Annotated in this window: 26 protein-coding genes; 10 read left to right on the forward strand and 16 right to left on the reverse strand. The window is 66.6% G+C overall.

All coding sequences use genetic code 11. The features are described 5' to 3' along the window. The first annotated feature begins 9 nt into the window (after positions 1-9). The 3 genes from MJ603_RS17995 (at position 10) to MJ603_RS18005 (ending at position 2,248) form a co-directional block, all read left to right on the forward strand. Positions 10-930, forward strand: a complete 921-nt coding sequence (locus MJ603_RS17995; RefSeq protein ID WP_243065141.1) for a LysR family transcriptional regulator — start codon at positions 10-12, stop codon at positions 928-930. Positions 931-967: 37 nt separating this feature from the next. Next, entirely contained in the window at positions 968-1,666 is a 699-nt protein-coding gene (locus tag MJ603_RS18000) for a GntR family transcriptional regulator (RefSeq protein ID WP_243065142.1), read from the forward strand. A 93-nt stretch (positions 1,667-1,759) separates the two neighbouring features. Next, positions 1,760-2,248 (forward strand): MarR family winged helix-turn-helix transcriptional regulator, encoded by a 489-nt coding sequence (locus tag MJ603_RS18005; protein WP_243065143.1) that lies wholly within the window; start codon positions 1,760-1,762, stop codon positions 2,246-2,248. Between the two features lie 40 nt (positions 2,249-2,288). Here the strand turns inward: MJ603_RS18005 and MJ603_RS18010 are convergent, their stop codons facing one another. The 10 genes from MJ603_RS18010 to MJ603_RS18055 form a co-directional block, all read right to left on the reverse strand. Next, positions 2,289-3,644 (reverse strand): aminomethyl transferase family protein, encoded by a 1,356-nt coding sequence (locus MJ603_RS18010; RefSeq protein WP_243065144.1) that lies wholly within the window; start codon positions 3,642-3,644, stop codon positions 2,289-2,291. 42 nt (positions 3,645-3,686) lie between these two features. Continuing rightward, entirely contained in the window at positions 3,687-4,532 is an 846-nt protein-coding gene (locus tag MJ603_RS18015; protein ID WP_243065145.1) for a methylenetetrahydrofolate reductase, read from the reverse strand. Then, positions 4,532-5,446, reverse strand: coding sequence for a formyltetrahydrofolate deformylase (purU, locus tag MJ603_RS18020; protein ID WP_243065146.1), 915 nt, complete (start codon positions 5,444-5,446; stop codon positions 4,532-4,534). The genes MJ603_RS18015 and purU overlap by 1 nt, the downstream gene beginning before the upstream one ends. A gap of 63 nt (positions 5,447-5,509) precedes the next feature. Further along, positions 5,510-5,947 (reverse strand): MarR family winged helix-turn-helix transcriptional regulator, encoded by a 438-nt coding sequence (locus tag MJ603_RS18025; RefSeq protein ID WP_243065147.1) that lies wholly within the window; start codon positions 5,945-5,947, stop codon positions 5,510-5,512. A 45-nt stretch (positions 5,948-5,992) separates the two neighbouring features. Then, positions 5,993-7,126 (reverse strand): FAD-dependent oxidoreductase, encoded by a 1,134-nt coding sequence (locus tag MJ603_RS18030; protein WP_243065148.1) that lies wholly within the window; start codon positions 7,124-7,126, stop codon positions 5,993-5,995. Between the two features lie 74 nt (positions 7,127-7,200). Beyond that, complete coding sequence (locus MJ603_RS18035; RefSeq protein ID WP_243065149.1) at positions 7,201-8,469, reverse strand: DUF3500 domain-containing protein; 1,269 nt, start codon at positions 8,467-8,469, stop codon at positions 7,201-7,203. A 14-nt stretch (positions 8,470-8,483) separates the two neighbouring features. Next, positions 8,484-9,533, reverse strand: coding sequence for an amidohydrolase family protein (locus tag MJ603_RS18040; RefSeq protein ID WP_243065150.1), 1,050 nt, complete (start codon positions 9,531-9,533; stop codon positions 8,484-8,486). A 62-nt stretch (positions 9,534-9,595) separates the two neighbouring features. After that, positions 9,596-11,233 (reverse strand): sugar ABC transporter ATP-binding protein, encoded by a 1,638-nt coding sequence (locus tag MJ603_RS18045; RefSeq protein ID WP_243065151.1) that lies wholly within the window; start codon positions 11,231-11,233, stop codon positions 9,596-9,598. Further along, the gene (locus MJ603_RS18050; RefSeq protein ID WP_243065152.1) at positions 11,230-12,396 is read right to left on the reverse strand and encodes a substrate-binding domain-containing protein; all 1,167 of its coding nucleotides are present in this window, start codon (positions 12,394-12,396) and stop codon (positions 11,230-11,232) included. Before MJ603_RS18050 ends, MJ603_RS18045 begins: the two co-directional genes overlap by 4 nt. 91 nt (positions 12,397-12,487) lie before the next feature. Next, on the reverse strand, positions 12,488-13,552 hold the full coding sequence (locus MJ603_RS18055) for an ABC transporter permease (RefSeq protein WP_243065153.1): 1,065 nt from the start codon (positions 13,550-13,552) through the stop codon (positions 12,488-12,490). A 327-nt stretch (positions 13,553-13,879) separates the two neighbouring features. Between MJ603_RS18055 and MJ603_RS18060 the strand changes: the two genes are divergently transcribed. The 6 genes from MJ603_RS18060 (at position 13,880) to MJ603_RS18085 (ending at position 19,105) form a co-directional block, all read left to right on the forward strand. After that, positions 13,880-15,214: an FAD-dependent monooxygenase gene (locus tag MJ603_RS18060; RefSeq protein ID WP_243065154.1), complete on the forward strand. Its 1,335-nt coding sequence runs from the start codon at positions 13,880-13,882 to the stop codon at positions 15,212-15,214. Beyond that, positions 15,211-15,651: a nuclear transport factor 2 family protein gene (locus tag MJ603_RS18065; RefSeq protein WP_243065155.1), complete on the forward strand. Its 441-nt coding sequence runs from the start codon at positions 15,211-15,213 to the stop codon at positions 15,649-15,651. Before MJ603_RS18060 ends, MJ603_RS18065 begins: the two co-directional genes overlap by 4 nt. Further along, positions 15,648-16,517, forward strand: coding sequence for a fumarylacetoacetate hydrolase family protein (locus MJ603_RS18070; RefSeq protein ID WP_243065156.1), 870 nt, complete (start codon positions 15,648-15,650; stop codon positions 16,515-16,517). The genes MJ603_RS18065 and MJ603_RS18070 overlap by 4 nt, the downstream gene beginning before the upstream one ends. A gap of 3 nt (positions 16,518-16,520) precedes the next feature. Then, positions 16,521-16,919, forward strand: a complete 399-nt coding sequence (locus MJ603_RS18075) for a RidA family protein (RefSeq protein ID WP_243065157.1) — start codon at positions 16,521-16,523, stop codon at positions 16,917-16,919. Between the two features lie 81 nt (positions 16,920-17,000). Further along, the gene (locus MJ603_RS18080) at positions 17,001-17,609 is read left to right on the forward strand and encodes a nuclear transport factor 2 family protein (protein ID WP_243065158.1); all 609 of its coding nucleotides are present in this window, start codon (positions 17,001-17,003) and stop codon (positions 17,607-17,609) included. Beyond that, positions 17,606-19,105 (forward strand): glycoside hydrolase family 43 protein, encoded by a 1,500-nt coding sequence (locus MJ603_RS18085; RefSeq protein ID WP_243065159.1) that lies wholly within the window; start codon positions 17,606-17,608, stop codon positions 19,103-19,105. Before MJ603_RS18080 ends, MJ603_RS18085 begins: the two co-directional genes overlap by 4 nt. 4 nt (positions 19,106-19,109) lie before the next feature. Here MJ603_RS18085 and MJ603_RS18090 read toward each other — a convergent pair whose 3' ends face one another. Further along, positions 19,110-19,565 (reverse strand): heme-binding protein, encoded by a 456-nt coding sequence (locus tag MJ603_RS18090; protein WP_243065160.1) that lies wholly within the window; start codon positions 19,563-19,565, stop codon positions 19,110-19,112. Between the two features lie 118 nt (positions 19,566-19,683). Then, complete coding sequence (locus tag MJ603_RS18095; protein ID WP_243065161.1) at positions 19,684-20,565, reverse strand: SDR family oxidoreductase; 882 nt, start codon at positions 20,563-20,565, stop codon at positions 19,684-19,686. Between the two features lie 110 nt (positions 20,566-20,675). Here MJ603_RS18095 and MJ603_RS18100 point away from each other — a divergent pair, with 110 nt between their 5' ends. Further along, positions 20,676-21,257: a TetR/AcrR family transcriptional regulator gene (locus MJ603_RS18100; protein ID WP_243065162.1), complete on the forward strand. Its 582-nt coding sequence runs from the start codon at positions 20,676-20,678 to the stop codon at positions 21,255-21,257. Between the two features lie 10 nt (positions 21,258-21,267). On the opposite strand, the gene MJ603_RS18105 is transcribed toward MJ603_RS18100, so the two are convergent. Genes MJ603_RS18105 through MJ603_RS18120 form a run of 4 tightly spaced genes read right to left on the reverse strand, consistent with a single transcriptional unit; the run spans position 21,268 to position 25,521 of the window. Next, on the reverse strand, positions 21,268-22,338 hold the full coding sequence (locus tag MJ603_RS18105) for a LacI family DNA-binding transcriptional regulator (protein WP_243065163.1): 1,071 nt from the start codon (positions 22,336-22,338) through the stop codon (positions 21,268-21,270). Positions 22,339-22,358: 20 nt separating this feature from the next. Continuing rightward, a complete protein-coding gene (locus MJ603_RS18110) occupies positions 22,359-23,201 on the reverse strand; it encodes a carbohydrate ABC transporter permease (protein ID WP_243065164.1) in 843 nt (280 codons plus the stop codon). Further along, complete coding sequence (locus MJ603_RS18115; RefSeq protein ID WP_243065165.1) at positions 23,198-24,187, reverse strand: carbohydrate ABC transporter permease; 990 nt, start codon at positions 24,185-24,187, stop codon at positions 23,198-23,200. The genes MJ603_RS18110 and MJ603_RS18115 overlap by 4 nt, the downstream gene beginning before the upstream one ends. A 14-nt stretch (positions 24,188-24,201) precedes the next feature. After that, positions 24,202-25,521 carry an ABC transporter substrate-binding protein gene (locus tag MJ603_RS18120; protein ID WP_243065166.1) on the reverse strand — a complete coding sequence of 440 codons (1,320 nt, stop codon included), beginning with the start codon at positions 25,519-25,521 and terminating at the stop codon, positions 24,202-24,204. Positions 25,522-25,538 lie beyond the last annotated feature (17 nt).

Consider the following 25,538-nt stretch of genomic DNA (forward strand, 5'->3'; position numbering starts at 1 on the left):
CTCGATTGCGTGGAGCTCAGGCAACTGCGTTACTTCACGGCCGTGGTCGAAGCCGGCTCGTTCACGGCCGGTGCGACCGCGCTTCACCTCTCGCAACCCCCGCTGAGTGTCGCGATCGCGAAGCTGGAAGCCGAGCTCGGCCTGCGCCTGCTGGTGCGAACGCCACGCGGCGTCGAGCCGACCAGCGCTGGGCGGTACCTGCTCGACGCATCCGCTCGCCTGCTCGGCGAGGTCGACGACATCGTCGCGGCGCTCGGCAGGTTCGGCTCCGGCACGTCAGGCACGCTCACCATGGCCGCCGTGCCGGTGCTGATGTGGCACCGGCTGCCCGCGCTGTTGCGCGCGTTCGCGGTCGACGCGCCGGATGTCGAGGTGCGCCTCGTCGACCCGCCGCCGTGGACGGCGATCGACATGGTTCAGCAGCGCACCGCCGACCTCGCCGCGATCATGGTGTCGGATCCGCGCCGGTTCATCGCCAGGCACAGCGGCTCACTCGACATCGTCGATTGGGGTGCCATTCCGCTCGTGGCGGTGCTCCCGCCGTCGGAGGGCGACGCCGACGAGCCCCTTCCGCTCGAGGCGTTCGACGGCCGCACCCTCGTGCTCCCCCGCCGTACGGCAGCAGTTCCCAGCCTGCCGGAGGCGGTCGAGGCATCCCTGCGCAGCAGCGGCGTCGTGCCGGTGTCGATCCGCACGGTCGAGACCATCCAGACCAGCCTGCCGTTGATCGAGGCGGGACTGGCCTGGGGCATCCTGCCCGACCCGGACCACGCGAGCCTGACGCGCTTCGACGTGACGGTGCGGCGAATCGTTCCGGAGCCCGACCCGCTTCGTGCCGTGGTGCTCACCAGGCCGGCCGCTTCCGAGAATGCGATCGTTGCCGGATTGCTCGCACACATCCGCACAAATACCCCAGATCCTGTACGATAACGTGTACGAAGCGGCCACGCCGCAGGAGGGCACCAGAGTGGCTGACAGCAAGGCGGAGCAGTCCTACCGCATCGTCAAAGAGCGGATCATGGACGGCACGTTCGGCCCAGGACACCGCCTCGTGATCGACCAGTTGAGTCGGCAGTTCAGCATCAGCTCCGTGCCGTGGCGCGAGTCGCTGCGCCGGCTCGAGGCCGAGGGCTGGGTCGACATCATCCGCAACGTCGGCGCCGTGGTCAAGACCTTCGACACCGACTCGTGGCAGCAGAGCATGCGACTGCTCGCCCGACTCGAGGGCCTCGCGACCGCACTGTCTGCGACGAACCTCACTGCCGATGACATCGCAGAGGCACGAGAACTGAACCGCGACATGCGGGATGCCCTTGCCAACTTCGACCCCGCGCGCTTCGGCCGCCTCAACCGGCGTTTCCACGAGCTGCTGTACTCCCGCTGCAACGACGACCGCCTGCACGACCTCGTCGACGCGGAATGGACCCGCATCGAGCTCATCCGCCGGTCCGCGTTCTGGTACGCGCCCGGACGGGCGCTGGCATCCATCAGTGAACACGACGCGATCCTCGACCTCATCGAGGGCGCAGCAGACGCCGAGATGATCGAGACCGCCGCTCGCAGGCATGAGGTCAACACGCTCGAGGCCGTGACGAAGTACGACGCGGAAGCGACCGAGCACGATCGCAGCGATGCCGAGCGGCCGACGTCGCGACGTCGGCGGTAGCTGCAGCCTCGATCGCGCTCGTACTGTTTCAGCTCTCTGAAACCTTGTGCGATGCTGGAGGATGTTCTCAGTCACTTCAGTACGGGAGGCGCCATGACCGACGGACCGTCCGAATGGCTCGACGGCATTCCTTACCGACTGTGGCGCGCGAATCAGGCGCTCAACGGGCACACGGTCACAGCGATCGAGGACCTCGGCGTCACCGTCACGCAACTTGGCATCTGCGTGCACCTGGACGAGCTGGGCCACATGTCGGCATCCGATCTGGCGCGGCTCTTCCGGCTCACGCCGCAGAGCACGACAACAGCACTGAACCACCTCGAGCGCATGGGATGGGTCGTGCGGGTGCCGCACCCCGTTCACAAGCGCGTGATCTGGTACGAGCTCACCGAGGCCGGCCTCAAGGGTGCCGACGAGGGTCGCGCCCGGGTCGCCGTCGTGAACCGGGAGGTCGACGAGGTGCTCGACGCCGACCAGCAGACCGTGCTGCGCGCGGCGCTGGCAGCACTCACGTCGCGCTTCGACGGCGTCGAGGTGCCGACGAGCACGATGTGGCCGCTGCTCGGGCAACGGCGCGACTGACGCGCCCTTCGCTGGTCGACCCGCGAACGGGCCGCCGCCCTCAGGCCATCGCACCCGCGCGGTAGGCGGTGCGGGTGTACTCGTTGTAGGGCGAGACCGCGATCGTGCCGCGGATGCGCGGGAGCCCGAGGTCGGCATCCGGTGCCGTTCCCGCACCGGGGTGCTCGCCCCAGACGATCTCGACCTGCGTTCCGGGCGTCGCGGCCGAGCTCTCGACCAGGGAGAGCGCGAGAATGCGGTCGACGGGCGCGATGGATGCCGTCCAGAACGTCATGCCCACCAGCTCGCCATCCAGCGTCTGGATGCGGTGCCGGTCGTAGCCCCGCACATACCCGGGATCGTCGCCGAACACGCGAGCGACATCCGCCGGGTCGAGCTCGACGGTGACCTTGGAGCGGTGCGCGTCCTCCTTTGCTGCCAGCAGCTCATCGCGTCCGATGAAGTCGTGGTCGAACGAGAGCGAGCGACCATAGCCGAGCTCCCACGGCGAGAGGTAGTAGTCGCGCACGTCGTCGGAGTAGTAGCTGCCGCTGAGCGGCTTCATGCCCTCGTACGAGAACATCGGGAGCCATTGTCGGTAGTCCGCCAGTCGTTCGTCGAGGTAGATCGCCGGGGTCGGCGTGGGGATCCAGCCGCTCTCGACGCCATTGGTGAAGTAGGCGAGGCCGCCCACCTGCACGACGTTCAGCGAAGCGCCGGCGGCGAGCAGGGCATCCAGCACCGCGTCGTGATGGGCGTAGTCGCCGATGAACTCGTATCCGGCCTGGCCGGCCATGCCGTGCCGCAGTGCGCGCAGGGTCACCCCGTTCAACTCGACCATCGTCGAGTGGAAGAACTTCGTCTCGGGCAGTGGACCGCCGAAAGCGCGCGCCACGAGCTCGAGCGCGTGAGGTCCCTGCACCTGGAAACGGAACAGCTTCGGGTCGCGGTCGGTGCGAACAGACGAGTCGGGGTCGGTCTCGAAGGCGACGTCGTAGCCGCCGGTCGAGCCGTGGAACTTCACCCAGTTCTGCGCGGCCGGTACGCCGGAGAGCGTGTAGCGGTGCTCTGCCTGCCGCAGCAGGATGCCGTCGGTGATGATGTTGCCGTCGTAGGCCACCGGCACGAACTGCTTCGCCTGGCCGATCGCGAATTTCGCGAAGTTGTTGGCGCTCACCTCGGAGAGCAGGCGGGTGGCATCCGGTCCCTCGACGACGGTGTCGAACATGTGGAACGAGAGGTCGGAGATGGCGACGCCGGAGCGCCAGGCATCCTGTTCCGCCTGCCAGCCCGCATACTCGGGGGCGAGCACGGGAACGTCCCAGGGCTCGGCATCCGGCTTCCAGAGCAACTTCATGGGGGAACCGGCGCGGTCGATCGCGTCCTGCAGCGTCGGCGGGTTCTGCTTGTCGGTCATGGCCATCACTTTCTGTGAGGATCAGGGTTTTCTGTGATGAGTTCAGCGGGCGTCATGGAGCCACTGCGCTGTGGCCTCCAGGCCGCCGAACGAGTAGAAGTGCAGGGTGACGACGCCGTGTCGCGCCGGGTCGTAGCCCTGCTCGAGGGCGTCGATGAAGACGCCGGGTCCCGCTGCACCGAGCAGGTTCGTCAGTGAGAAGCCGTACTTCTTGACGATCGTGGCGTTGGCGCCGATGCCGAAGCGGCGGGCGTAGCCGAGCAGCCGCCGAATGCCGGTCGGGCCGGGCACGCCGACCCGGATCGGCACCTCGATGCCCTCCTCGCGCACGCGCTCGACCCATGCGAGAACCGGAGCCTCGTCGAACGTGAACTGCGTCGTGATGGATGCCCCGAGCCCGAGCTCGGCGAGCAGGTCCACCTTGGCGTGCAACGTGCGCCACAACTCGGCGTCGGCGATCTCGGGATGCCCGTCCGGGTACCCGGCGATACCCACGTCGCGCACTCCGTGCTCCTGCAGCAGGTCGGTGCGCAGAAGGGACTCTGCACTGCCGAACGGCCCTTCCGGCGTCGCGGGGTCGCCGCCGACGACGAAGACGGTCCGCGAGGCATCCGCTCCCTTCAGCACCTCGAGGTACCGCACGAACTCGTCGCGGTTGCGAAGGCGCCGAGCAGAGAGGTGTGGCACGGGAGTGAGGCCTGCGGCACGCACGGCCCGGGCGGCCTCGACGCGCGAGTCGGTCGTCTCGCTGCCGAGATAGGTGATGTTGACGCAGGTGCCCGGCGCGAGAACGGCGGATGCCGCGGCCACGTCGCCCGCATCCTTCGCGGTCATCTCGAGTGAGGCATCCGTCATGACTCTCGCCGGCACGCCAACGTCGGCGTCCATCAGAACACCACCGTCTCGCGCCCGTTGCGGAACACCCGGTCCTGGCAGTGCCACGTGACGGCCCGCGCGAGCACGGCGCGCTCGACGTCGGCGCCGCGCCGCTGCAGATCCGCCGCCGTGTCGACGTGCGTGACGCGCACGACATCCTGCTCGATGATCGGACCCTCGTCGAGGTCCTCGGTGACGTAGTGGGCGGTGGCGCCGATGAGCTTGACGCCGCGCTCCTTCGCCTTGCGATAGGGGGCGGCGCCCACGAAGGCCGGCAGGAACGAGTGGTGGATGTTGATCACCGGCACACCGACCTTCTGCAAGAAATCGGCGGAAAGGATCTGCATGTACCGAGCGAGCACCACGAGGTCGACGTTGCCCGTGAGCAGTCGAAGGATCTCGGCCTCTGCGGCCGCCTTGTCGCTGCTCTTCTCCCCCGGGACCGGAGACGGCACATGAAAGAACGGGATGCCGAACGAGCGCACGTCGTCGGCAACCTTCGTGTGGTTGGAGACGACCATGGGGATCGTCGCGGGCAGCTCGCCGCGGCGCTGCCGCCAGAGCAGATCGAGCAGGCAGTGGTCCGAAGTCGAGGCGAGGATCGCGACGCGCTTCGGCGCCGAGCGGTCGGCGAGCCGCCAGGTGAGCTCGAGCCCGCGGCCGAGCGCTTCGTCGAGCGCCGTCTCCAGCGCCGGGCGAATGCCTGCGAGATCGACCACGTGGAACACCGCGCGCTGGTAGAAGTGCCCGCCGTCCGCATCGTCGGTGTACTGGTCGAGCGACAGGATGTTCGCACCCAGCTCCGCGAGCACGGTCGAGATCACCCGCACCAGTCCAGGCCGGTCCTCGCCCTGCACGAGCAGCACGCCCTCGTCGGAGGGCAGCTTCAGCTCGAGATTGGGAACTCGAGGTTCGACCAGCGTCATTGCACACGTCCTCTGCACTGAAGTGTTTCAGTCATCTGAAACTAAACCATATGCCTGGGAGCGTCAAGCGTCGAGCGATCGCACCGCCCGAGTGAGCGCGAGCAGAGCATCGGATGCCGCCTGCAGCCGATCCCTCTCCTCCGGCGCCAGCGTCGTCAGCGCCTGTTCCACCCCGGCCGCCCATGCCGCCGAGATCGAGACGTGCTCACGACGGCCCTGCTCGGTGGGGAGGATGCGCACCGTGCGCTTGTCACGCTCCCCCGCCTCGCGAACGACGAGACCGCGGCCGGCGAGCACGCGCAGCGCAGCGCTCGCGTTGGACTGCTGCAGCCCGAGGGCGCCGGCAAGCTCGCGTACCGTCGAGCCGGGGGCATCCACCACCTGCTTCAGCATGGCAACCTCGGTGGTAGGCAGCGGGCCGACGCCCGCCGGGTCCGGCGCGCGCTTGTGGATGGTCCACGCGAGCTCGCGAAGGATGACGGCTACCGATTCGTCTGACACCGCTGCATTCTCCCCCGTCGCCGCCTCCACTGTCGCAGCACGCCGTCACAGCGGCTGCGCCATCACCTCGAGGACGTGGTTGGTGGCGGCGACGTTGTCGAAGCCGTCCAGTCGGCCCATCTCCCACTCGCCGATCGCCAACGAGGTCTCGACGATCAGCTTGCAGCGGCCGTAGCGGCGCTCCGTGTAGGCGGTGAACGCCGCGTCGACGTCGCGATCGGATGCCAGTTCCTCCGCAAGCACGACGCCGTCCTCGATCGCCTGCGCCGCTCCCTGCCCGAGGTGCGGCGTGATGGCGTGCACTGCGTCGCCCATCAGGACGATGCGCCCCTTGTGCCAGGGTGTCGGCACGCCGATCGACTCCTCGGGGCGCAGCACGATCTCGGCATCGTCGGCGATGAACTCGTCGCGCACACGCGCGGTCAGGCCTCCGAAGCGCGCGAGATACTCGCGCAGACGCGGAGCCAACTCCTGCTCCGGGATGCGCTCGTGAGCGCCGAGGTGCGCGTTGTAGAACATGTACGCAAGGTCGGGGCCGATCGGCACATAGCCCGCCATACCCCGGTCATCCCCCTGCAGCACGATGCAATCGATCTCTGGCAGGCGCGGAATGTTGATACGGAACGCCGACTGGCCGATGTAGTGCGGTTCGATCTCGGTGCCGAGCACGTGCCGACGTACTCGAGAACGCACACCATCGGCCGCGATGAGGATGTCGGCCGTGAAGCTCTCGCCGCTGTCCGACCGCGCCGTCACGCGATCACCGTCGTCGTCGACGGTGTCGATCGACGTGCCGTACCGAATGTCGACCCCGACGGCGAGCGCGCGGTCGGTGAGGATCTGATGCAGCCGCGGCCGGGTGATGCCATTGAGCGGCGGAAGGGTCGAACCCGCGATGGCGACCCCTGGCATGTCGTGCACGTGATCGCCTGCGACGTCGAGCATGCGCCCCCACTGTTTCGCCGGGTACCCGGCTGCCACGCAGGCATCGGCGCAGCCGATCGCGTCGAGGGCGCGCAGAGCATTGCCGGGCTGGATGATCCCGACACCGAACACCGAGGCGTGCATGTCTGGATACCGCTCGAGAACTGTTGCCCCGAACCCCTTCTGCCGTAGCGCGATCGCTGCGGAGAGTCCACCGATGCCGCCACCGATGATGAGGATGCTGCCGTGTTGCATGTCACGCTCCCTTGCGTCCTTGTGTATGTCTCAATATATATTGAGACATACACAAGATCAACACGTCGAGTGCGTCACGTGCCCGCGAGCACTCCTCCGTAATCACCGCCGTTCGGATGCCGCAGCGTCGTGTGGATGTGGAACCGTGCCGGCAGCCGGTTGTTCAACCACACCCCGGCGTGATGGTCGAGCTCGGCGAGCACGACGGGGCTCTGCACGCGCAGGTAGAACGGCTGGGATCCGTCGGTCGCGCCGTACCAGCTCACCCACGTCTCGTCCCGATTCCGGTCGACGAGGGCGAGCATCGGCCCCGGGTCCCGCTGCAGCAGGCAGTCCGCGACGATTCCGCGCACCGCGGCCCATTGCTCCTCTGTGAAGCCGGCGCAGCGCACCCCTTCGTACGGGATCACCCGGTTGTCGCGGAACGCGCCGGCGACGTGCCGTTCGTCTGCCGGGTGCAATCTTCCCTGCGGCATCGCCTCGTCGAGCACCGACGCGTACACGACCGCGACCTGCCGTTGGGCGGCATCCCACGAGCCTGCGAGGTCCAGCGCCAAATGCACTCGCTCGTCGAACAGGCCGGCGCCGTCGACCACGGCCGGTTCTGCGCCGAGGAACACGGGCGCGCACGTCTGCCGTCCCCGGTCGCTGACCCAGTTCACCGCGACGTGGTGCCCGAACAGCTGCCAGCCCCACGTTCCGCCCACCTCAGGCGTGCCGAAGACCGAGAACCAGTACGACCGCTCGTTCAGCACGCGCGGCACCTCGACGAGCTCGCCGAGCATGCCGTTGAGAGCCATGGCGCCGGTCACCTTCGTGAACCCGGCGGGCGACAGGGATGCCTCGACCACGCGCAGCACGGCCGTCACCTGGTCATCCGACAGCTCCTCGAGCCGCACGCCGACCCTGTGCACGACGAACTCCGGGTTGCTCCACGCCCGCCACTCGTGAGCGTCGATCGGATGCCGCACAGCAGGCAGCAGGTCGACGACGACGGATGCTGCGGCCGCGGCCTCCGCATCCCACACGCTCGCCTGCGTCGACTCGTAGAGCCCCCGACGCACGACGCCGTCGGTCGTGACGCCCTCGAACGGCTCGTCGTACAGCCCCTGCCAGTACCGCAGCAGGTCGGCGAGGAACGGTGCGCTCTCCTTGTCGGCGGAGAACTGCTGGTAGTCCAGTTCGCGTGACGCGACCAGCATCGGGTCGTCGAGCGGATACAGGTAGTCGCGGAAGTCCTCGCTCTCGAACGCGACGCCGTCGGCCCTGCCGGCGACCCGGTCGGAGGAGAACGTCGAGTCGATGTCGTTGTCTGCGCTCGACGCCGCGCGCCGGTCTTTCATGGAGCTCTGCTTCCTCAGATCGGCAGGTTGAACAGCCGCTTCGCGTTGCCGGAGAGCACGGCCTCGCGGTCGGCATCCGACAGCTCGACCTTGTTCTGCATGAAGTCGACCCCCTGACTCATCCAGCCGTAGAACACCGGGAACGACGACCCGAACATGAAGTGGTCGGCGCCGTTGATATCGATGGCGGCCTCGACCTGCTTCGTGCCCCACGAGTGCGGGTGGGTGAGGTCGTAGAAGATGTTGTTCTCGAGGTAGCTCTTGATCTTCTCGCCGCCCGTCGGGTCGAGACGCACCATCGACTCCTTCTTGTTGGAGGCGTGCGGCGTGAGCAGCTCCGTGTTGGCGAACCAGTTGCCGCCGAGCATCGTGTGCACGAACCTCAGATTCGGGAATCGGTCGAACATACCGCTGAACAGCTCGCGGCCAACGGCCGTCGCCTGGTCCTGGATGCGGCCGAACTCGCGACGCAGGTTCGTGTAGTCGATGATCGAGCGCCACTCCACCGGCAGCGGCGTGTGGTGCACGATGACCGGAATCTGCTTGTCGTTGAGCACCTCGAGGTACGGGATGAACGCCTCGTCGTCGAGGTAGAGCTGCCCGTAGTGACAGGCCAGCTGCACGCCGACAGCGCCGAGTTCGTCGATGCAGCGCTCGAGCTCGGCGATGTTCTCCTTGCCGCCCCAGGGCGGAACCGCCGCAGTCATGAACAGTCGGCCGCCCGACTCGGAGACGATCTTGGCAGCCTCGTCGTTGACGATCTTGCAGGCATCCAGCGGGAGCCATTCCTGCCAGACCGGCACCCGCATGATGCCGTAGTCGACGCCGGCGTCGTCCATGGCGGCGAGCTTCGCCTGTGCCGAGTAATCGCCCTCGACGTAGTTGAGGTTCTGGTGGCCGGCCGGCTTCTCGAGGATGAGCTGCTTCTTGCCCGACTCCATCTCGATGACCCGCGCGATCTCGCCGAATCCGCGCGGGGCAGAGTCGAGGAACGCGTTCAGGATCTTCGGGTTCGAGAACAGGTCCTCCGGCAGGTGATGGATGTTGATGTCGACGACGGTCATGCTGCTTCTCTCCTACTTCGTTCTTCTTCTACGTCTGGTCGTGTTCTACGTCTGGTCTTGTTCTACTCAGAGCTCGGAGCAGAGCCACTGTGGCGATCCTCCTCGCCTCGGTTCTGTCGCAGCCGAACGCGGGCGCCTCCCGCGTAGATCGCGTCGACGATGTCGTCCGGCGACTGCTGACCGGTGAGCTCGCGCGCGACGCGGCCGTCCTTGAACACCAGAATGCGGTCGCAGAGCAGTGACAGCTCGTTCTCGTCGGAGCCCGCGACGATCACCGCCTGCCCGTCGGCGGCGGCTTTGCGCACGGCGGACACGATGGTGTGCCGTGCGCCGACGTCGACGGCCTGCGTCGGCTCGTGCAGCAGGAGCAGCTCCGGCGCCGTGGCGAGCCACTTGGCCAGCAGCACCTTCTGGGCATTGCCGCCGCTGAGGTTCTTCACCAGCACCTTAGGGTCTGCCGGCCGCACATCGAGGCGTTCGATCCACTCCTTCGCAAGGGTCTTCTCCGCCGACTGGGAGAAGGGCAGCACCGCGCGGCGCGAACGGCTGGTCTGCGGAAACGCGGCGTTCTCCGCCACGCTCAGGTTGCCGGCGAGACCCGCGTGATCGCGCCCTTCCGGCACCAGGGCGACGCCGGCCTCGATCGCGCGCGACGGTGTGAGCCCGCGCAAAGGCACCTTCACCGAGCTGAGGTTCAACTGACCGGACTGCGCAGTGGATGCCCCGCTCAGCAGATAGGGGACGTCGTCGTACCCCGATCCCGCGATGCCGGTCAGACCCAGCACCTCTCCCGGCGCCACATCGAACTCGACGTCGTCGACGCCCAGGCCGCGAAGATTCTCGACGGTCAGCGGCGCGCCCGAGCCGGCGGATGCCTGCGACACGTGCGTGCCGAGACTCACCAGCCCGCGGCCCAGCATCATCGCTGTGAGATCGCCCTCGTCCATGCCCGCCACCTCGCGACCGGACTCGACGACGCGGCCGTCCCGCAAGATCGTCACCCGGTCTGCCGCATCGACGATCTCTTCGAGACGATGGGTGATGAGCAGTATGGACGTTCCGGTGGCGACGATCTCGTCGAGGATCGTGAAGAAGTGCTCGAGCGAACGACGGCTGAGCGCTCTCGTCGACTCGTCGAAGATGATGAGGCCGCGACCGGGCGTCGCGTCCTGCAGTGCTCGAGCGATCGCCACGGTCGCACGGTCCTCCTCCCGCAGGCTCGACACCTTCGCATCGAAGTCCACGGAACGACCGAGCCGTTCGAACACGGATGCCGCCTCGGCACGCTCGCGCTTCCAGTCGATGCGCCGCGAGATGCCGTGGCCCCTGAGCCGTCCGAGCCGGAGGTTCTCGAGCACGGTGCGGTGCTCGATCAGCCCGAGACTCTGGTGCACGACGGCGACCCCCGCGGCCCGCGACTCCTGTGGACGAACCGGCAGGCGCAGGGGCGTGCCGTCGACCGCGATGCCCGTGCCGGCATCCGGCGAGTAGAGACCGGTGAGCACCTTCGCGAGCGTCGACTTGCCCGAGCCGTTCTGGCCGATGAGTCCGTGCAGCTCGCCCGGTCGCACCTCGATGGCGACGTCGCGCAGCACCCGGTTGACACCGAACGTCATGCCGAGGCCGTCGACGGTCAGGCGCGCCGGAAGCGCGGATGAGGTGACCGTCCGCGCTTCCGGCTGTGAGGCATCCGCGCTCAATTCACGCCCCAGAGCGTCTTGAATCCGTCAGAGAACGAGCTGCTCGGGCCGTACCAGGCGCCGGTGTTCATCGCGTCGGCTGTGAGGGTGATGGAGCCGATGTTGTTGGCGGTGAAGAGTCGCATCGGCACCGTATAGTCGGGGATGGTGTCGCCGCCGATGAGACGCAGCGCGGCGTCGGCGAAGATCCAGCCCTCGAACGCTCCCGACGGGCTGGCGGCCGCCGCGACCGTGCCGGCCTTCACCGCCTGCAACTCCCCGAGCTGGGCGGCCCCGGTGGTCACCTTGATGCTGCTCCCCTTGCCTGCGGCCTGAACTCCGCCCTGCGAGGCCTGCAGGAACTGTGCGAACTGCACCTGCAGGTAGCCGACCGAGCTGTCCTTCAGCAGCGCCGAACTCGTCGAGGGGGCCACGAGCGGGAAGTTGCCCGACGACACCTTGTTGACGGTCACCGTGCATCCTGAGCACGCGGAGAAGACCTTCTGCGCCGAGGCGAAGTAGTTCGCCGGCGACGAGCCGTCCGCCGACACGTTGGCGAGCACATCGGCCTTGCTCTTCGAGTCGACGACGGTCCACTTGGCGAGTGCTTCGTCCATCGCGTTGCCGACGGGCCCGGTGATGGTGGCCAGCGTCTTCGAGTCGGGGTGGGCGCTCTCGGCCGCCTGGTCGGCGATGATGACGGGAACCCCCGCGGCCTGCGCAGCGGTGAATGCGTTGCCGGCGATCTCGTACTGGATCGCGTCCGCGACGATCGCCGCCGCCTTCGCGTTGGTCGCCTGCGTCACGCACGCCGAGATCGACGTCGGGGTGCCCTGACCGTCGCACACCTGCACCTTGCCGCCCAGCGCGGCGACCGCCGCCGTGAAGGCGGTTTGGATCGTGCCGAACTCGGGAGCCTGAAGCGTGATCGGAATGTAGTAGACGGTCTTGCCCTTGAGGGCGTCCGCGTTCGTGACCTTATCCGTCGGGATCGGCCAGCTCTTCAACGGCTGTTCGAGCTTCTGCACCTGGGCGGCGAGCCCCGTGCCGGTGGTCGAGGTGCTGGTCGAGGTCGACGACGCTGTGGAGCTCGTCGCGTCGCAGCCCGCGAGAGCGAGTGCGACGAGGGCTGCGGAGCCGACGAAGGCGAGCGCACGCGCTCGTCCCACGTGGGTTCTGTTCATGATGGGTCCTCCTGGTTGGCGTCTTCGGCAGTGGAAGGGTTTTCGGGTTGAGTGGGCCGGTGCTGCGATGCCGCTCTTCGGTCAGCGGCGTTCATCGGGCCCTGCGATGCAGAATCGTCGTGATCGTGACGGCGACCACGAGCACGCCGCCGTAGAAGACATCGGTCACCCACGACGTGGCGCCGAGCAGTTGGAGACCGAGCACGCCCGTGGCGAGGAAGAAGACCGCCAGCAGTGTGCCCAGAGCGTTGAATCGGCCGGGATCGATGATCGCCGTGCCGAGGAACGTCGCCGCGAACATCGGCAGCAGGTAGGCGTTCGACACGTTCGGGTCGAAGCCGCCGGTGCCTGCCGCCGCGATCACCCCACCGAGACCGGCGATCAGACCGGCGAAGGTGAAGGCACCGAAACGGATGCTCTGCACACGCACGCCCGCCAGGCGACTGACCTCGCGGTTCTCTCCGACGAACCGCATGTTGCGGCCGAGGGGCGTGAACCGCAACAGGTAGGCGAAGCCCAGCATCAGGATCAGGCCGAGGTAGAACGCGAGCGGCAGCCCGAGGAACTTGGCGTTCGCGATCCATTGAAAGTAGGTCGCAACGCCGCTGACCGGCTGCAGGTTCGCCGCCCACAGCGAGAGTCCGAGCAGGAACGTGCCCATGCCGAGTGTGACGACGATCGTGTTGACGCCGAGCTTGACGACCAGCCAGCCGTTCACGGCGCCCACAGCGGTGGATGCCGCGATCGCGACGATCGCCGCGATGTACGCGTTGAGATGCAGGTTCACATTCAGCACCGAGATGAGGATCGCCGCGAGGCCGAAGTTCGATGCGACCGACATGTCGACGAACTCGCCGACGAGGATCGTGCAGAGCAGCGCCGCACAGAGGAAGACGAGCGTGGTCTGGGTCGGTCCGCCGAGGATCGACTGCAGCGCGCCGACCGTGAAGAAGCTCGACGGCTCGAGCACCGAGAACAGCACGATCAACAGCAGCCAGACGACGATGACCGCGAACCGGGTGGCGAACCAGCCGAACGATCGAGTCGCCACGCGACGTTCCTGCGCGGTCACGACGCCCGTGTACGGGTCGGGACCTGCGGGGGCGACGGTATGGGCGTCGCTACGGCGGGTCCCGGTACTGGGGGTCTGGATCATGGGGTCATGCTCCCGATCTCTCGCAACATCGCGAGTGTCGTGCAAACATCGTGTGCGAAATCCTATGCACATCTCGCATGAAATCCAACCAGCAAATCTGCATACTCCCAGCAGATTCAGGTGTTAGTCCTGATCATCGGCTGTATTTCTCGGTTTTGCCAGTCAGGCGGAAACCGACACGATGCCGTCAACCTGACTCGTTTCGCTTGAAATCGTGTGCGATCTTCCATACGATCGCTGCCATGCCTCGCCATGGGCGCCGTCGGCATCCGATCGCACGCACGACCCGTGGCCGCAATGACGCGCACGAGAAAGCACGAGGACACCATGCCCGCTGAGCCCACATCTCACCCCGAGCCCGATATCGCCATCATCGGCGCCGGCCCCGCAGGGCTCGTCACCGCGCTGCGCCTGCACCAGCACGGCATCCGTCCCACGATCTACGAGACGGTGCCCGAGCTGAAGCCGCTCGGCGTGGGCGTCGACATCAAGACGGTCGGCACCGCGGAGCTCGAGGACCTCGGCCTGCTCGACGAGTTCCGCGCGATCTCGGTGGACGCAGAGGACTCCATCTTCTTCAACCATTACGGCCAGGAGATCTACGCCGAGAAGTGCGGCGTGCACATGGGGTACCTGCACGAGCAGCGGTTCGTGCACAGGGGCATCCTGCAGATGCTCTTCTACCGCACGGTGATCGAGCGCCTCGGAGCGCATGCCGTCAGGCTCGGCGCGGGCGTCACCGGCTACACCCAGGATGCCGACGGTGTCACGCTCGAGATCGTCGGCCGCGACGGCCGCACCGAGCACGTGCGGCACGACGCGGTGATCGCCGCTGACGGAATCAAGTCCGCGATCCGTCGCGAGATGCACCCGAACCAGGCCGAACCGCACTTCTCCGGCATCACGATGTGGCGCGGTACCACGCTGCGCGAGCCGATCCGCGGCGGCCACACCATCTGCCACATCGGCGACCCGACCATCTCGTCGATGATCGTCTACCCCATCGCCCAGAACTTCGAGGACTCGGGACTCGACCTCATCAACTGGGTCGTCGAGACCAACGGCGAGGAGACCATCGAAGACTGGAACCAGGTCGGCGACATCACCGACGTCATCCCGCTCTACGACAGCGCGAAGATCCCGTTCCTCGACGTGCAGCAGCTCATGCGCGACGCCCGCGAGGTCTACCTCTTCCCGCTCATCCGGCACGACACGCTCGACAACTGGGTCGACGGGCGGGTCGCGCTGATGGGGGATGCCGCACACGCGATGTACCCGCGCGGCGGCAATGGCATCACGCAGGCGATGATCGACGCACGCGTCATCGTGGAGCAGCTGGTCGCGCATCCGCTCGACCCGCACGCCGCCTTCGTCGCCTACGACGCCGCTCGCCGCGTGCCGGTGAACCGCATCGTCGAGAACATGCGCGGTGAGGGCTACGAGGTGATCCGGCGCATCGTCGCCGACCGCACGGATCACCAGCCGTTCGGCGACATCGAACAGGTGCTGCCGTTGGCCGAGGCCGACGAGATCTTCAGCAAGTACCACTCCCTCGTCGGCTCGCCGAGGCCGGGCCGCGCTGCCGGCGAGGCGACGGGATTCCGCACCGGCGACTCCCTGACCGGTGGCACGCTGACCGGTACGTCGGAGGCCGCACGATGAGCCGGGTGCAGGACGCGGATGCCGCAACCCGCGCCGCGATCCTCGACGTGGAGCGTCGCCGCCAGGAGGCCCTGGTGAACGTGGACGGAGACGCTCTCGCGGCGCTCATGGACGACGAGCTCGTGCACATCCACGCGCCGGGATTGGTGCAGAACAAGGCGCAGCTGATCGAGCACCTCGTGACGCGCGGCGCCTATCGCGGCATGGAGCGCGACGAGCCGCGCATCCGGATGATCGGCGACGATGTCGCGGTCATGACCGGGCGCATCGTCAACCGGCTCGGCTCGCCCGACGGCTCGGAGCGCATCGTCGCAGGACCGGTGACCCAGGTGCTGCACCGAGATGACGGCGGCGAATGGCGCTTCGTGAGCTTCCAGATGACGCCGGACGGCGAGCAGATCTGGGGCGCGCTGCCCAGCGAGCAGGCGAACGCATGAAGCTCGCCCGCTTCCATCTCGGCGACGGCGTTCCGCGCGTCGGTCGCGTCGTCGATGCCGGCACCGACCACACCACGATCGTCGATCTCTCGGACGCCGTCGACGGCTCCGTGCGGGCCGTGCTGCCCCGCCTGACCGACCCGGCGTTCCGCGCGACGCTGACCACGACCGGCGCGCCGAGGCATCCGCTCGATTCGGTCACGCTCCTGCCGACGATCGACGACCCCCAGAAGTATCTCGGCATCGGCATGAACTATCGCGAGCACGCGGAGGAGGCCAGGCTGGCCGGCATCCCGACGCCGACCAGCCAGCTCTGGTTCAACAAGCAGGTGTCGTGCATCGTCGGGCCGTACGACGACATCGTGAAGCCGACCGTGTCCGACGAGCTCGACTACGAGATCGAACTCGGCGTCGTCATCGGCACGCGATGCAAGAACGTTGCGGTGGAGGATGCCCGTGCCGTCATCGCCGGTTACCTGGTGGCGAACGACGTCTCGGTGCGTGACTGGCTGCAGAAGCGCTCGCCCACGTTTACGCTGGGCAAGTCGTTCGACACGCACGGTCCGATCGGACCGTGGATGACGACGGATGACGAGATCGAGGATCCTCTCGACCTGCACATGCACCTGACCGTCAACGGCGAGGTGCGGCAGGACTGGCGTACCGACGACATGATCTACGACATCTACGAGCAGATCGCGTATCTGACACAGGTGATGACCCTGATGCCCGGCGACATCCTGGCGACCGGGACCCCTGCCGGCATCGGTGCGCCGACCGGGCGTTTCCTGCGTGTCGGCGACGTCGTGCGGGCCGAGATCGACGGGCTGGGCGCGATCGAGAATCGCGTCGTCTCGGAGGGCTGACCGGTGGCGGGTCGAGTCAGCATCACTCTGCCGGGGTTCTCCCACGCCAATCCGATTCCGACCGCGAGCCGGATCGGCCCGTTCCTGTTCTCCGGCGTTCTGACCGGCCGCGACTCGCAGACGCGCGAGCTGCCGCCGACCCTCGGCGAGCAGTGCGCGAACCTCTTCGCTCACGTGCGCGCCCTGATGGATGCCGCAGGCGGCTCGAGTGACGACATCGTCAAGATGACGTTCTGGCTCGCCGACTACCGCGACCGCGACGCCCTCAACCACCAGTGGCTGGCCTTGTTCCCGGATGCCTCGAGCCGCCCAGCACGCCAGGCGATGGCCGCGACCCTCGACGGCGGATGCCTGATCCAGTGCGACCTCGTCGCGATCCTCGGGCTCGCGACCGATTCATGACGGGTATAGCCGCCACGACGACACTGTGAAAGGGTCGCGTCGGGCACGCCACGGCCGTCGCGCACGAGTCAAGGAGGAATCATGGGCGAATCGTCCTCGCCGTCGTTCGAGCTGGAGCACGAGCTCTTCACACTGGTGCAGCGAGAGCGCTGGGCACGCGACACCGGTGACTGGGATGCCCTGAGCGCCTCGTACTGGCCCGATTCGTTCGTGCGCGTCACGTGGTTCGAGGGCACGGCCGACGAGTTCGTCGCCGTGTCGCGCGAGCGTGCGAAGCGCGGGGGCGGCGGCATGCACACGATCACGCCCGTGCGGTTGCAGGTGCAGGGCGACCGGGCCGTCGTGGAGAGCAGAGGGCAGATCCTGATCAGGCCGCGCGTGCACGAGAAGGAGTGCGACGTCACGGCGTGGTGCCGGTTCTTCTCGCGAGCCGAGCGGCGCGACGGAGTGTGGCGACTGCTCACGTTCGACGCGATCTATCTGAAGGACAGACTCGACCCGGTTCTCTCGGGGGCGACGGTCGAGCTCGACACAGGCATCCTCGACAGCGCCCGTAAGTCGTACCGGTTCCTCAGCTACCTCAACCTGAGCATCGGCTACCCGGTGCCCGACGATCTGCCCGGCACCGACCGACCGGACCTCGTCACGGCGTTCTACGCCGAGGCGGATGCCTGGCTCGCCGGCGCATGAGCGAGTCGTCACAGCACGCGGCGGACCAGCTCCCGCGTCGCCCGCTGCTCGCCGGATTCCACCCCGACCCGAGCGTCTGCCGCGCGGGCGATGCCTATTACCTGGCGTGCTCGACCTTCGAATACGCGCCGGGCGTGCCGATCTTCAGTTCGCCGGACCTGCTCGACTGGACACTGATCGGACACGCGCTGGACCGTCCGTCGCGGCTCGATCTGGCATCCGCTCGTCCGTCGGGCGGCATCTACGCGCCGACGCTGCGCTTTCACGACGACAGGTTCTGGATGATCGTGCGCAACTCGACAGGCGCCCCTGGTCTGCTCCTGGTCACCGCCACCGACCCGGGCGGACCGTGGTCGGAGCCGCTGCGCATACCCGGCACGGGCCGCGGCATCGACCCCGACCTGGCGTGGGACGCCGACGGCACGTGTTATCTGACCTGGGCCGATCTGCGCGACGGCGTGATGCAGGCCGAGCTCGATACGGCGACGGGCGAACTGCTCAGCGAACCTGCCCTGCTCTGGCAGGGCATGGGCGGCAAGTTTCCGGAGGGCCCGCATCTCTACCGAGTCGGTGAGCACTGGTACCTCGTTCTCGCCGAGGGCGGCACGGGCCAGGGCCATGCGGCGACTGTCGCGCGATCCGCGTCACCATCAGGCCCGTTCGAGCCGAGTCCGTACAACCCGCTGATCACGGCGAGCGGCAGCGACTCCGTGGTGCAGAGCACCGGTCACGCCGACCTCGTTCAGCGCGGCGACGGCACCTGGGCGATGGTGTTCCTCGGTGTGCGCCCGCGCGGGATGTTCCCGCAGTGGCACGTTCTCGGCCGGGAGACGTTCGGCGCGAGCATCGAGTGGCGCGACGGATGGCCTGTGTACAGCGAGCCGATCGAGCCGGCGCATCTCGAGCCGACGCGGCGCGAGCCGTTCGTCGAGGAGATCGGGGCGGGGCCGCTGCCGGCATCCTGGATCACGCCTGGTGCGTTCCCTCAGGATGTCTCGACCACCGATCCGGACGGCACCGTGCGGCTGACGGCGTCAGCCTCCAGCCGAGTCTTCACTGGGCGCAGGCAGGAGCACACCGGCATGGTCGCAATGGTGCAACTCGACGTGCCCGACGGTTCGCGCGGCGGACTGGAACTGCGCATCGACCCGTGGCACGCCGTCTCCGTCGAGCTGGCCGGCGATGTCGTCCGGGCAGTCGCACGCATCGGCGGACTCGCATCGACGCTCGGCGAACGCCAGCGCCTCGAGGGTGACGTGCTGCGTCTGGAGACCGTAGCGTCGGATGCCCTGCCCTTCACCACGAGACTCGGTCCCGACACGATCGTGGCGTCGATCGTGCGCGACGGCGAGACCGTCGAGCTCGGGCGATTGGACGGCCGCTATCTGTCCACCGAGGTGGCGGGAGGATTCACGGGTCGGGTCATCGGTGTGGTCGCCGAAAGCGGGCGCGTGGGCATCCGCCGGTTCCGTTACGAGGGGTGGGAGCTGGGCTGATCCGCTACCCGCGGAACTGCGCGAGCGCATCCGCGATGGTCTCGTGGTCGACGACATCCGCCTCGCCGGATGATGAGAGCGTCGCCACGAACTCCCCGTTCACGAAGATCGGAATGCTGCCGCCCCAGAACTTGTACTCAGGGCCGAGGCCCTCGGCGACGGACCGGTCGGCATCCTTCTTGAAGCGTGCGAGCACGGAACTGTGCCCGAACTTCTCGACGACGAGACGCTTGCCTGCGATCACGTCGGCGTTGTGCTGACCGGTCGTGCCGAGCTGCGCGCGGTAGACGAGATCGTCTCCGATGTGCACCTCGATAGCCAGGTTCAGCCCGCGCTCGCGTACCAGCGCAACGGCGAGCTCGCCGAGGCGAACCGCGTCGTCGCGGCTGAAGGAGGCGAACTCGGCGACGGGCTCGGCTTCGAGCTGTTCGAGGGTGTAGACGGGTTCCGGGTGGGTCATGACGACATCCTGGCCCATCGGCCCTGCCAGTGCATCGTCTTCATCGTGGTGACCGTGCCGTCATGACCGTGCCGTCGTGACCGTGCGCGCTCTCGCGCGATCACGACGACGCCCAGTTTCAGGCCTCGATGTTCTCCAGGTCGTCGAGCAGGTTCGGATGCGTGGGCTCCCACCCGAGAACGGCACGTGTGTGAGCACTGGATGCCGGCTGATCGGTCGCGAAGATCGGACCGAGGGTTCCGAAGGTCTCCTCCGGCACCGATTCGACCGGGATGCCGAGTCGTCGCCCGATGACGTCGGCCATGTCGCGTACCGCGACACCCTCGTCGTCGACGGCGTGCCACGCGCTTCCTGCCGGAGCGTTCTCCAACGCGAGGCGGAACAGCACGGCCGCGTCGAGCGCGTGGACCGCGGGCCAGCGCTGCGTACCGTCGCCCGGGTACCCTGCGACGCCTGTTCCGCGCGCGATCTGGGTGAGCAGCCCGGTGAATCCACCGGTGCCGTTGTTGTGCACGGTGCGGGGCAGCCGGATCGCTGAGCTGCGCACGCCACGGTCGGCGAGCTCGAGCGCTCGGCCAACCGATACGCTTCGGCCGCCGACGGGTCCATCGGTCGGCAGCGGGTCCTGCTCGGTCGACGGGCGTCCCGGCACGTACGGCGTGCCCGACACTGTGACGAGCGGATGGTCCGATCCGATCAGCACCTCGCCCAGGGTCGCGAGCGCTGTGCCCTCCTCATCGATGGCGTGCGCGAGCGCTTCGGGCGAACTGAAGTCGTTGGCGAAGGCGAGATGGATGACGCCGTCCGCCTCCTGCGCGCCGGTCCGCAGCACGTCGAGGTCGGAGAGGCCGCCACGGAGCACGTCGGCGCCCGCGGCCTCTGCGCGCGCGGCCGAGGCATCCGATCGGGCGAGCGCGGTGACGGAATGCCCCGAGCTGATCAGTTCGGAGACCACGGCCGATCCGATGAGACCCGTTCCGCCGGTGATGAAGACGCGCATGCTGAGCTCCTTGAATTCTGCGACCGCATCTGCGGTCTAGGTGATGCGACTGATGTCCCATCAGGGTACACCGATGATGCGACACGTGTCGCATCGCGTAGAATCGACCCATGCCGAGATGGAAGCCGGATGCCCGCGAGCGTCTGGCCGTCGCCGCCCTCGACCTGTTCGCCGAACAGGGCTACGACGAGACGACGGTCGCGCAGATCGCCGAGCGTGCCGGGCTCACGCGCAGCACGTTCTTTCGCCACTTCGGCGACAAGCGAGAGATCCTTGCAGCGGGCCAGGAGACCCTCAGCCGATTGTTGGCAGCCGGCATTGCGGATGCGCCCACGGATGCGACGCCGCTGGCTGCCGTCGTGGCCGGCCTCGAGCGCGCCTCGGGTGAGATGACGTCGTTCAATCGTGACCTCAGCCCGCGGCTGCACGCGGCGATCGAGGCGAACGAGGAGCTGCGCACCCGCGACGCGATGAAGAGCATCGGCATGGCGGCGGCGATCGTCGACGCATTGATGCAGCGGAACGTCCCCGAGCCGACGGCGCAAGTCGCCGCTGAGCTCGGCGTGCTCGCGTTCAAGGTCGGGTACCGGCGGTGGGCGGACCCGAGCCGCGACGACGATCCCGGCGAGCTGACGACGTATACGCGAGCGGCGTTCGACGAGCTGCAGGCCGCGGCCACTGGACTGCGATAGGGATCTGCGGCTAAGCGCTCATCGCCCCAGAAGCGTCGCCAGATCCTTCGGTGGACTTCCGCCGTTGAGAATCCGTTCTTACCGCAGCACTTGATCGGATGATCATCTCGGGGTGCACCGACGAGAACTGCGAGGCCGCCTGTTTGTCGAGAATCGGCTTCAACAGACCGAACCCGCGGCGGCCCAGGTCTGCGAAGTCCTGACGCACTGTGGTGAGCGCAGGCGTCCACAGTTCCGCGAGCGGGTGATCGTCGAATCCGACGACGCTGATGTCTTTTGGCACCGCGAGTCCCTGGTCCGTGATGCCCTTGATCACACCCATTGCGATCTCATCGTTACCGCAGAACACGGCGGTGACATCCGGATTGCGAGCTAGATCACGACCGACCACGCGTCCGCTGCGTGGCTCCCACGTTGCGTCCAGCGGAAGCGGTATCGGCGCGCCCGCCTTACGCAGTGCGCGCTTCCATCCGGTCGTCCGCCCGTCCTCTCGGCGTGACGGTGGCACTCGCACATGGTGAACGGTCTCGTGGCCGAGCGAGAGCAGGTACTCGGTGAGCTCTTCGGCGCCCCGGGTCTCGTCGATCACGGCCTGTGGCACACCGGTATCTCGCACACCGGACAGAGCGACGAGAGGCAGATCGGAGGGAAGGTGACGAAGTGCAGCAACTCCTGCACGATCGAATTTCAGTACCACCACACCGGCGATCGACTGGTTGAGAACATTTTCAACGGCTGCAGAGACCACGTCGTCATCGAAGCTCTCGACCACGGTGATGATGACGGTGTATCCATCGGCACGAGCAGCTTCTTCTACGCCGCGAATGGCTTCGGCATAGCCGTAATTGGAGGTGCTGCCGGTAATGACCGCGATCACCTCCGAACGGCCCGAGGCGAGGGCGCGGGCCGCAGCGCTGGGTCGGAAGCCGAGGCGCTGTATGGCGGCCTCGACTCTCGCCTGCTTGTCTGGCCGAACGCGAGCAGCGCCAGAAAGCACCCTGGAGACGGTGGGAACAGAAACCTGGGCGAGCCGAGCAACATCAGCCATCGTGGCGTTGCGCACGTTGTTACCGTTGCTCATCGTTCTGCCTCTACTCGAGTTCACTTGACGGCGCCGCTGGTGATACCAGAAATGATCTTGCGCTGAAGAACGACGAACGTGATCAGCAGCGGAAGACTCATCAGGATGATGTAAGCGAAGATCAGGTGCCAGTTCTGAAGATAGAGCCCCGAGCTGGCTACCTGGTAGAGGTTCAGCGGCAGGGTGTCGAGTCGGCCGCCGATGACGAAGAGGGCGTAGAACACGTCGTTCCAGATGTAGAGGCAGATCAAGATCGTCGCCGTTGCCAACGTCGGGCTGAGCAGCGGAAGAATAATCCGAACGAAGACCCCGACGGGGCTGGCTCCGTCCATACGGGCGGCTTCTTCGAGCTCAGGCGGAATGGTTCGGATGAATCCGGTGACGAAGAAGATCACGGTTGACAGGTACATGCCCGTGTACACGCTGATCATGCCGATCGCTGTGCCTGCTAGACCGAGTTGTCTGAGCAGAAGCACGATCGTCACGACGGCAGGTGGCAGAACGATGCCACTGATTCCAAGCGCGTAGAGGAATGCGACGACCCGAGATTTGCGTCTGGCCAGAATCCAGGACGCCATGGCGCCGAGCACCAGGACCAGAATCACTGACGGCACCATGATGAGCAGGCTGCCGAAGAATGCCGGCACCATTCGGCCCTCGTTGAGCACGGTGCTGAAGTTCTGCAGGAGTTGCCAGTGCGTCGGAAGCGACAGGTTCGGGTTGAGCGCCTCTGCCTGGTTCTTGCTCGCCGTCAGAAGAACGACCGCGAACGGGATTCCCAGCAACAGGATCGTCACCGCGACGGCAGCAAACGGTTGGAGTGACACCCGGCGGCGGCGACGTGAGGCTGTAGCGCTGGTCACAGTACTTCCTCCCTCTTGCGAAGAAAGCGGATCACAGGGAAGGCGAGAATCGCGACCATCAGGAACAGCATCAGGCTCATGGTGGTGGCTTGGGCGAAGAGGCCTTGCCCGAAGGTCCGGAAGATGAAGATGTTGAGGAGCTCGGTGGTGCCGCCGGGGCCGCCGGCTGTGGTGGCCTGCACGATGTCGAACCCGTTCATCGAGCCCAGCAGTGCGGTTGCGACATTGAAGGTGATCGCGGGAGCCAAGAGGGGCCATCTGATCGACCAGAAGGTCCTCCATCTGTTCGCTCCATCGATTCGGGAGGCTTCGACGAGGTCTTCGTTGATCGTTTTCAGTCCAGCCAGATAAATGAGCATCGAGAGGCCCATCCATTTCCAGGCATGGATGACTGCGACAACCACGATGGTCCAGGTGGTGCTGCCGAGCCAGGCGATGGTGACGTGCTGACCGGTCAGGAACCCGAGGATCCCGTTGATCACGCCTTCGGGCTTGAGCATCGCTTGGAAGATGTAGCCGACGGCGAGTGCGGACATGACGACCGGGACGAAGAATGCCGCGCGCGCGAAGCGGTTGATTCGTGTGTCTCGTTCCAGGAGGAGCGCGAGGAGTAGCCCGAAAAGATTCTGGAAGAACGCCACCATGATGGCGTATTCGAGCGTGATCCTCAGGTCCTCCAGGAGGCTGCCGTTGGTGAGCAACTCGCTGAAGTTCGACAAGCCGACGAAGTTGATCGCGGACTTGAAGCTGGACCAGTCCGTGAATGCGTAGATGAAGTTGTAGAGAGTGGGGAGGAAGAAGAAGACGAACAGCACCACGAGCGCCGGGATGAGGAACCAATACGGATGGTCGCGGTTGCGCCCCCCACGTTTGCCGGCGGTCCTGTGGTCCGCCCGCTTAGCGCTCTCGGGCACCGGTTTGGTGATCTCGAGGATAGACATGCTGTGGCCTTTCAGGGGGTGCTGGCGGTGGAGTGCCGCCAGCACCCGAACGATCGGGGCTAGAACCCCTTGACTCCTTGCGCCTTCGCGAGCTGTGCGAATTGCGCTTGCGTGGTCTGAGCAACCTGTTCCGGGGTCTTGGTGCCCTGGATCATGTCTCCGAGGTTCAGGTACAGATCCGGGTTGGCGACGGCGAGCGCCTGCATCGAACCGACTGAGTCGTCCAGCGAAGCTGCAACATCCTTGAGGGCCGTTGGGACATTGGACGGGGTACTTGTTCCCTTGAGCAGCGACACGGTGCTCTGGTCCTTGACGAACTTCCCGTAACCCTGTCCGAGCCAGTACGAGAGGAACTGCCGAGCAGCCGCCTCTCGCTTGGTGTCACCGGTCTTGAAGGCGACCAGGGCGTTGCTCTGGTCGGGGATGTACGTGCCGATGTTCCCGGTCGGAGAGATCGGGAAGAACCCGATCTTGTCGTTGAGTTCCTTGGTTGACGCAGTGGCCTGGAGCTCGCCGAAGAACGAGTTCACCTGAAGCGCCATCGCGGCCTTCCCACCAAGCAGTGCCGTGCCCTGGTCCGGGAACGTGGCGGTCTTGATGTTGTCGTTGAAGTACCCGTCGTTGATGAGGTTGTCGTACCCCTTGATCGCATTGAGGATGGTCGGGTCGGTGAACTTCTCCTTGTTCTCGTTCACCCGACCCCACAGACCGTCCTTCGCAGCGTCGGCAAGCTGCGCCTGGACCCACCACTGGGTGCCCCAGGGGCTTCCGCCGCCGCCGAAGTCGTAGAACGGGTCGACACCGTCGCCCTTCAGCTTCTTGGCATCAGCGACGAGGTCATTCCAGTTCGTGGGGGTGCTGGTGATTCCGGCCTTCGCGAACACGTCCTTGTTGTAGTAGACCCCGATCACGGCAGGGGTGGTGACCAGCGCGGCGTACCGGGTTCCGTCCAGGATTCCGGTCATCTTCCCCAGATTGCCGGTGTAGTTCGCCGCCCACGGCGCGCCGGCGAGCGACTGAAGGTTCGTCTTCGCGTTGATTGTCGTCAGCATCGATGCGGTCGGCTGCCAGAACGCCAGATCCGGCTTGTCACCAGTGGCGACCTTGGTCTCCACACCTTGCTCGTACGGGTCGGGGATTGTGACGACCTTGACCTTGGCGCCGGTGAGCTTCTCGAATCCGCTGATCACCGAGTCGGCAGTCTTGTTCGAGTTCTCTGCGGCCCAGATGGTCAGCGTGGTCCCTTTGAGGTTCGTGTTCTGCGCGGGCCATTGCTGGCTGGCGCCCGAGGACCCGCTGCTGCCGGGATCGCTGCATCCGCTGAGGGCGAGGGCTGTGACCGCCGCAGCGGCAGCAAGCCCTAGAAGTGCCTTCTTCATTGAAATTGCTCCTTGAT

Origin of the sequence: Humibacter sp. RRB41 (assembly GCF_022761015.1) — a bacterium.
GTDB lineage: Bacteria > Actinomycetota > Actinomycetes > Actinomycetales > Microbacteriaceae > Humibacter.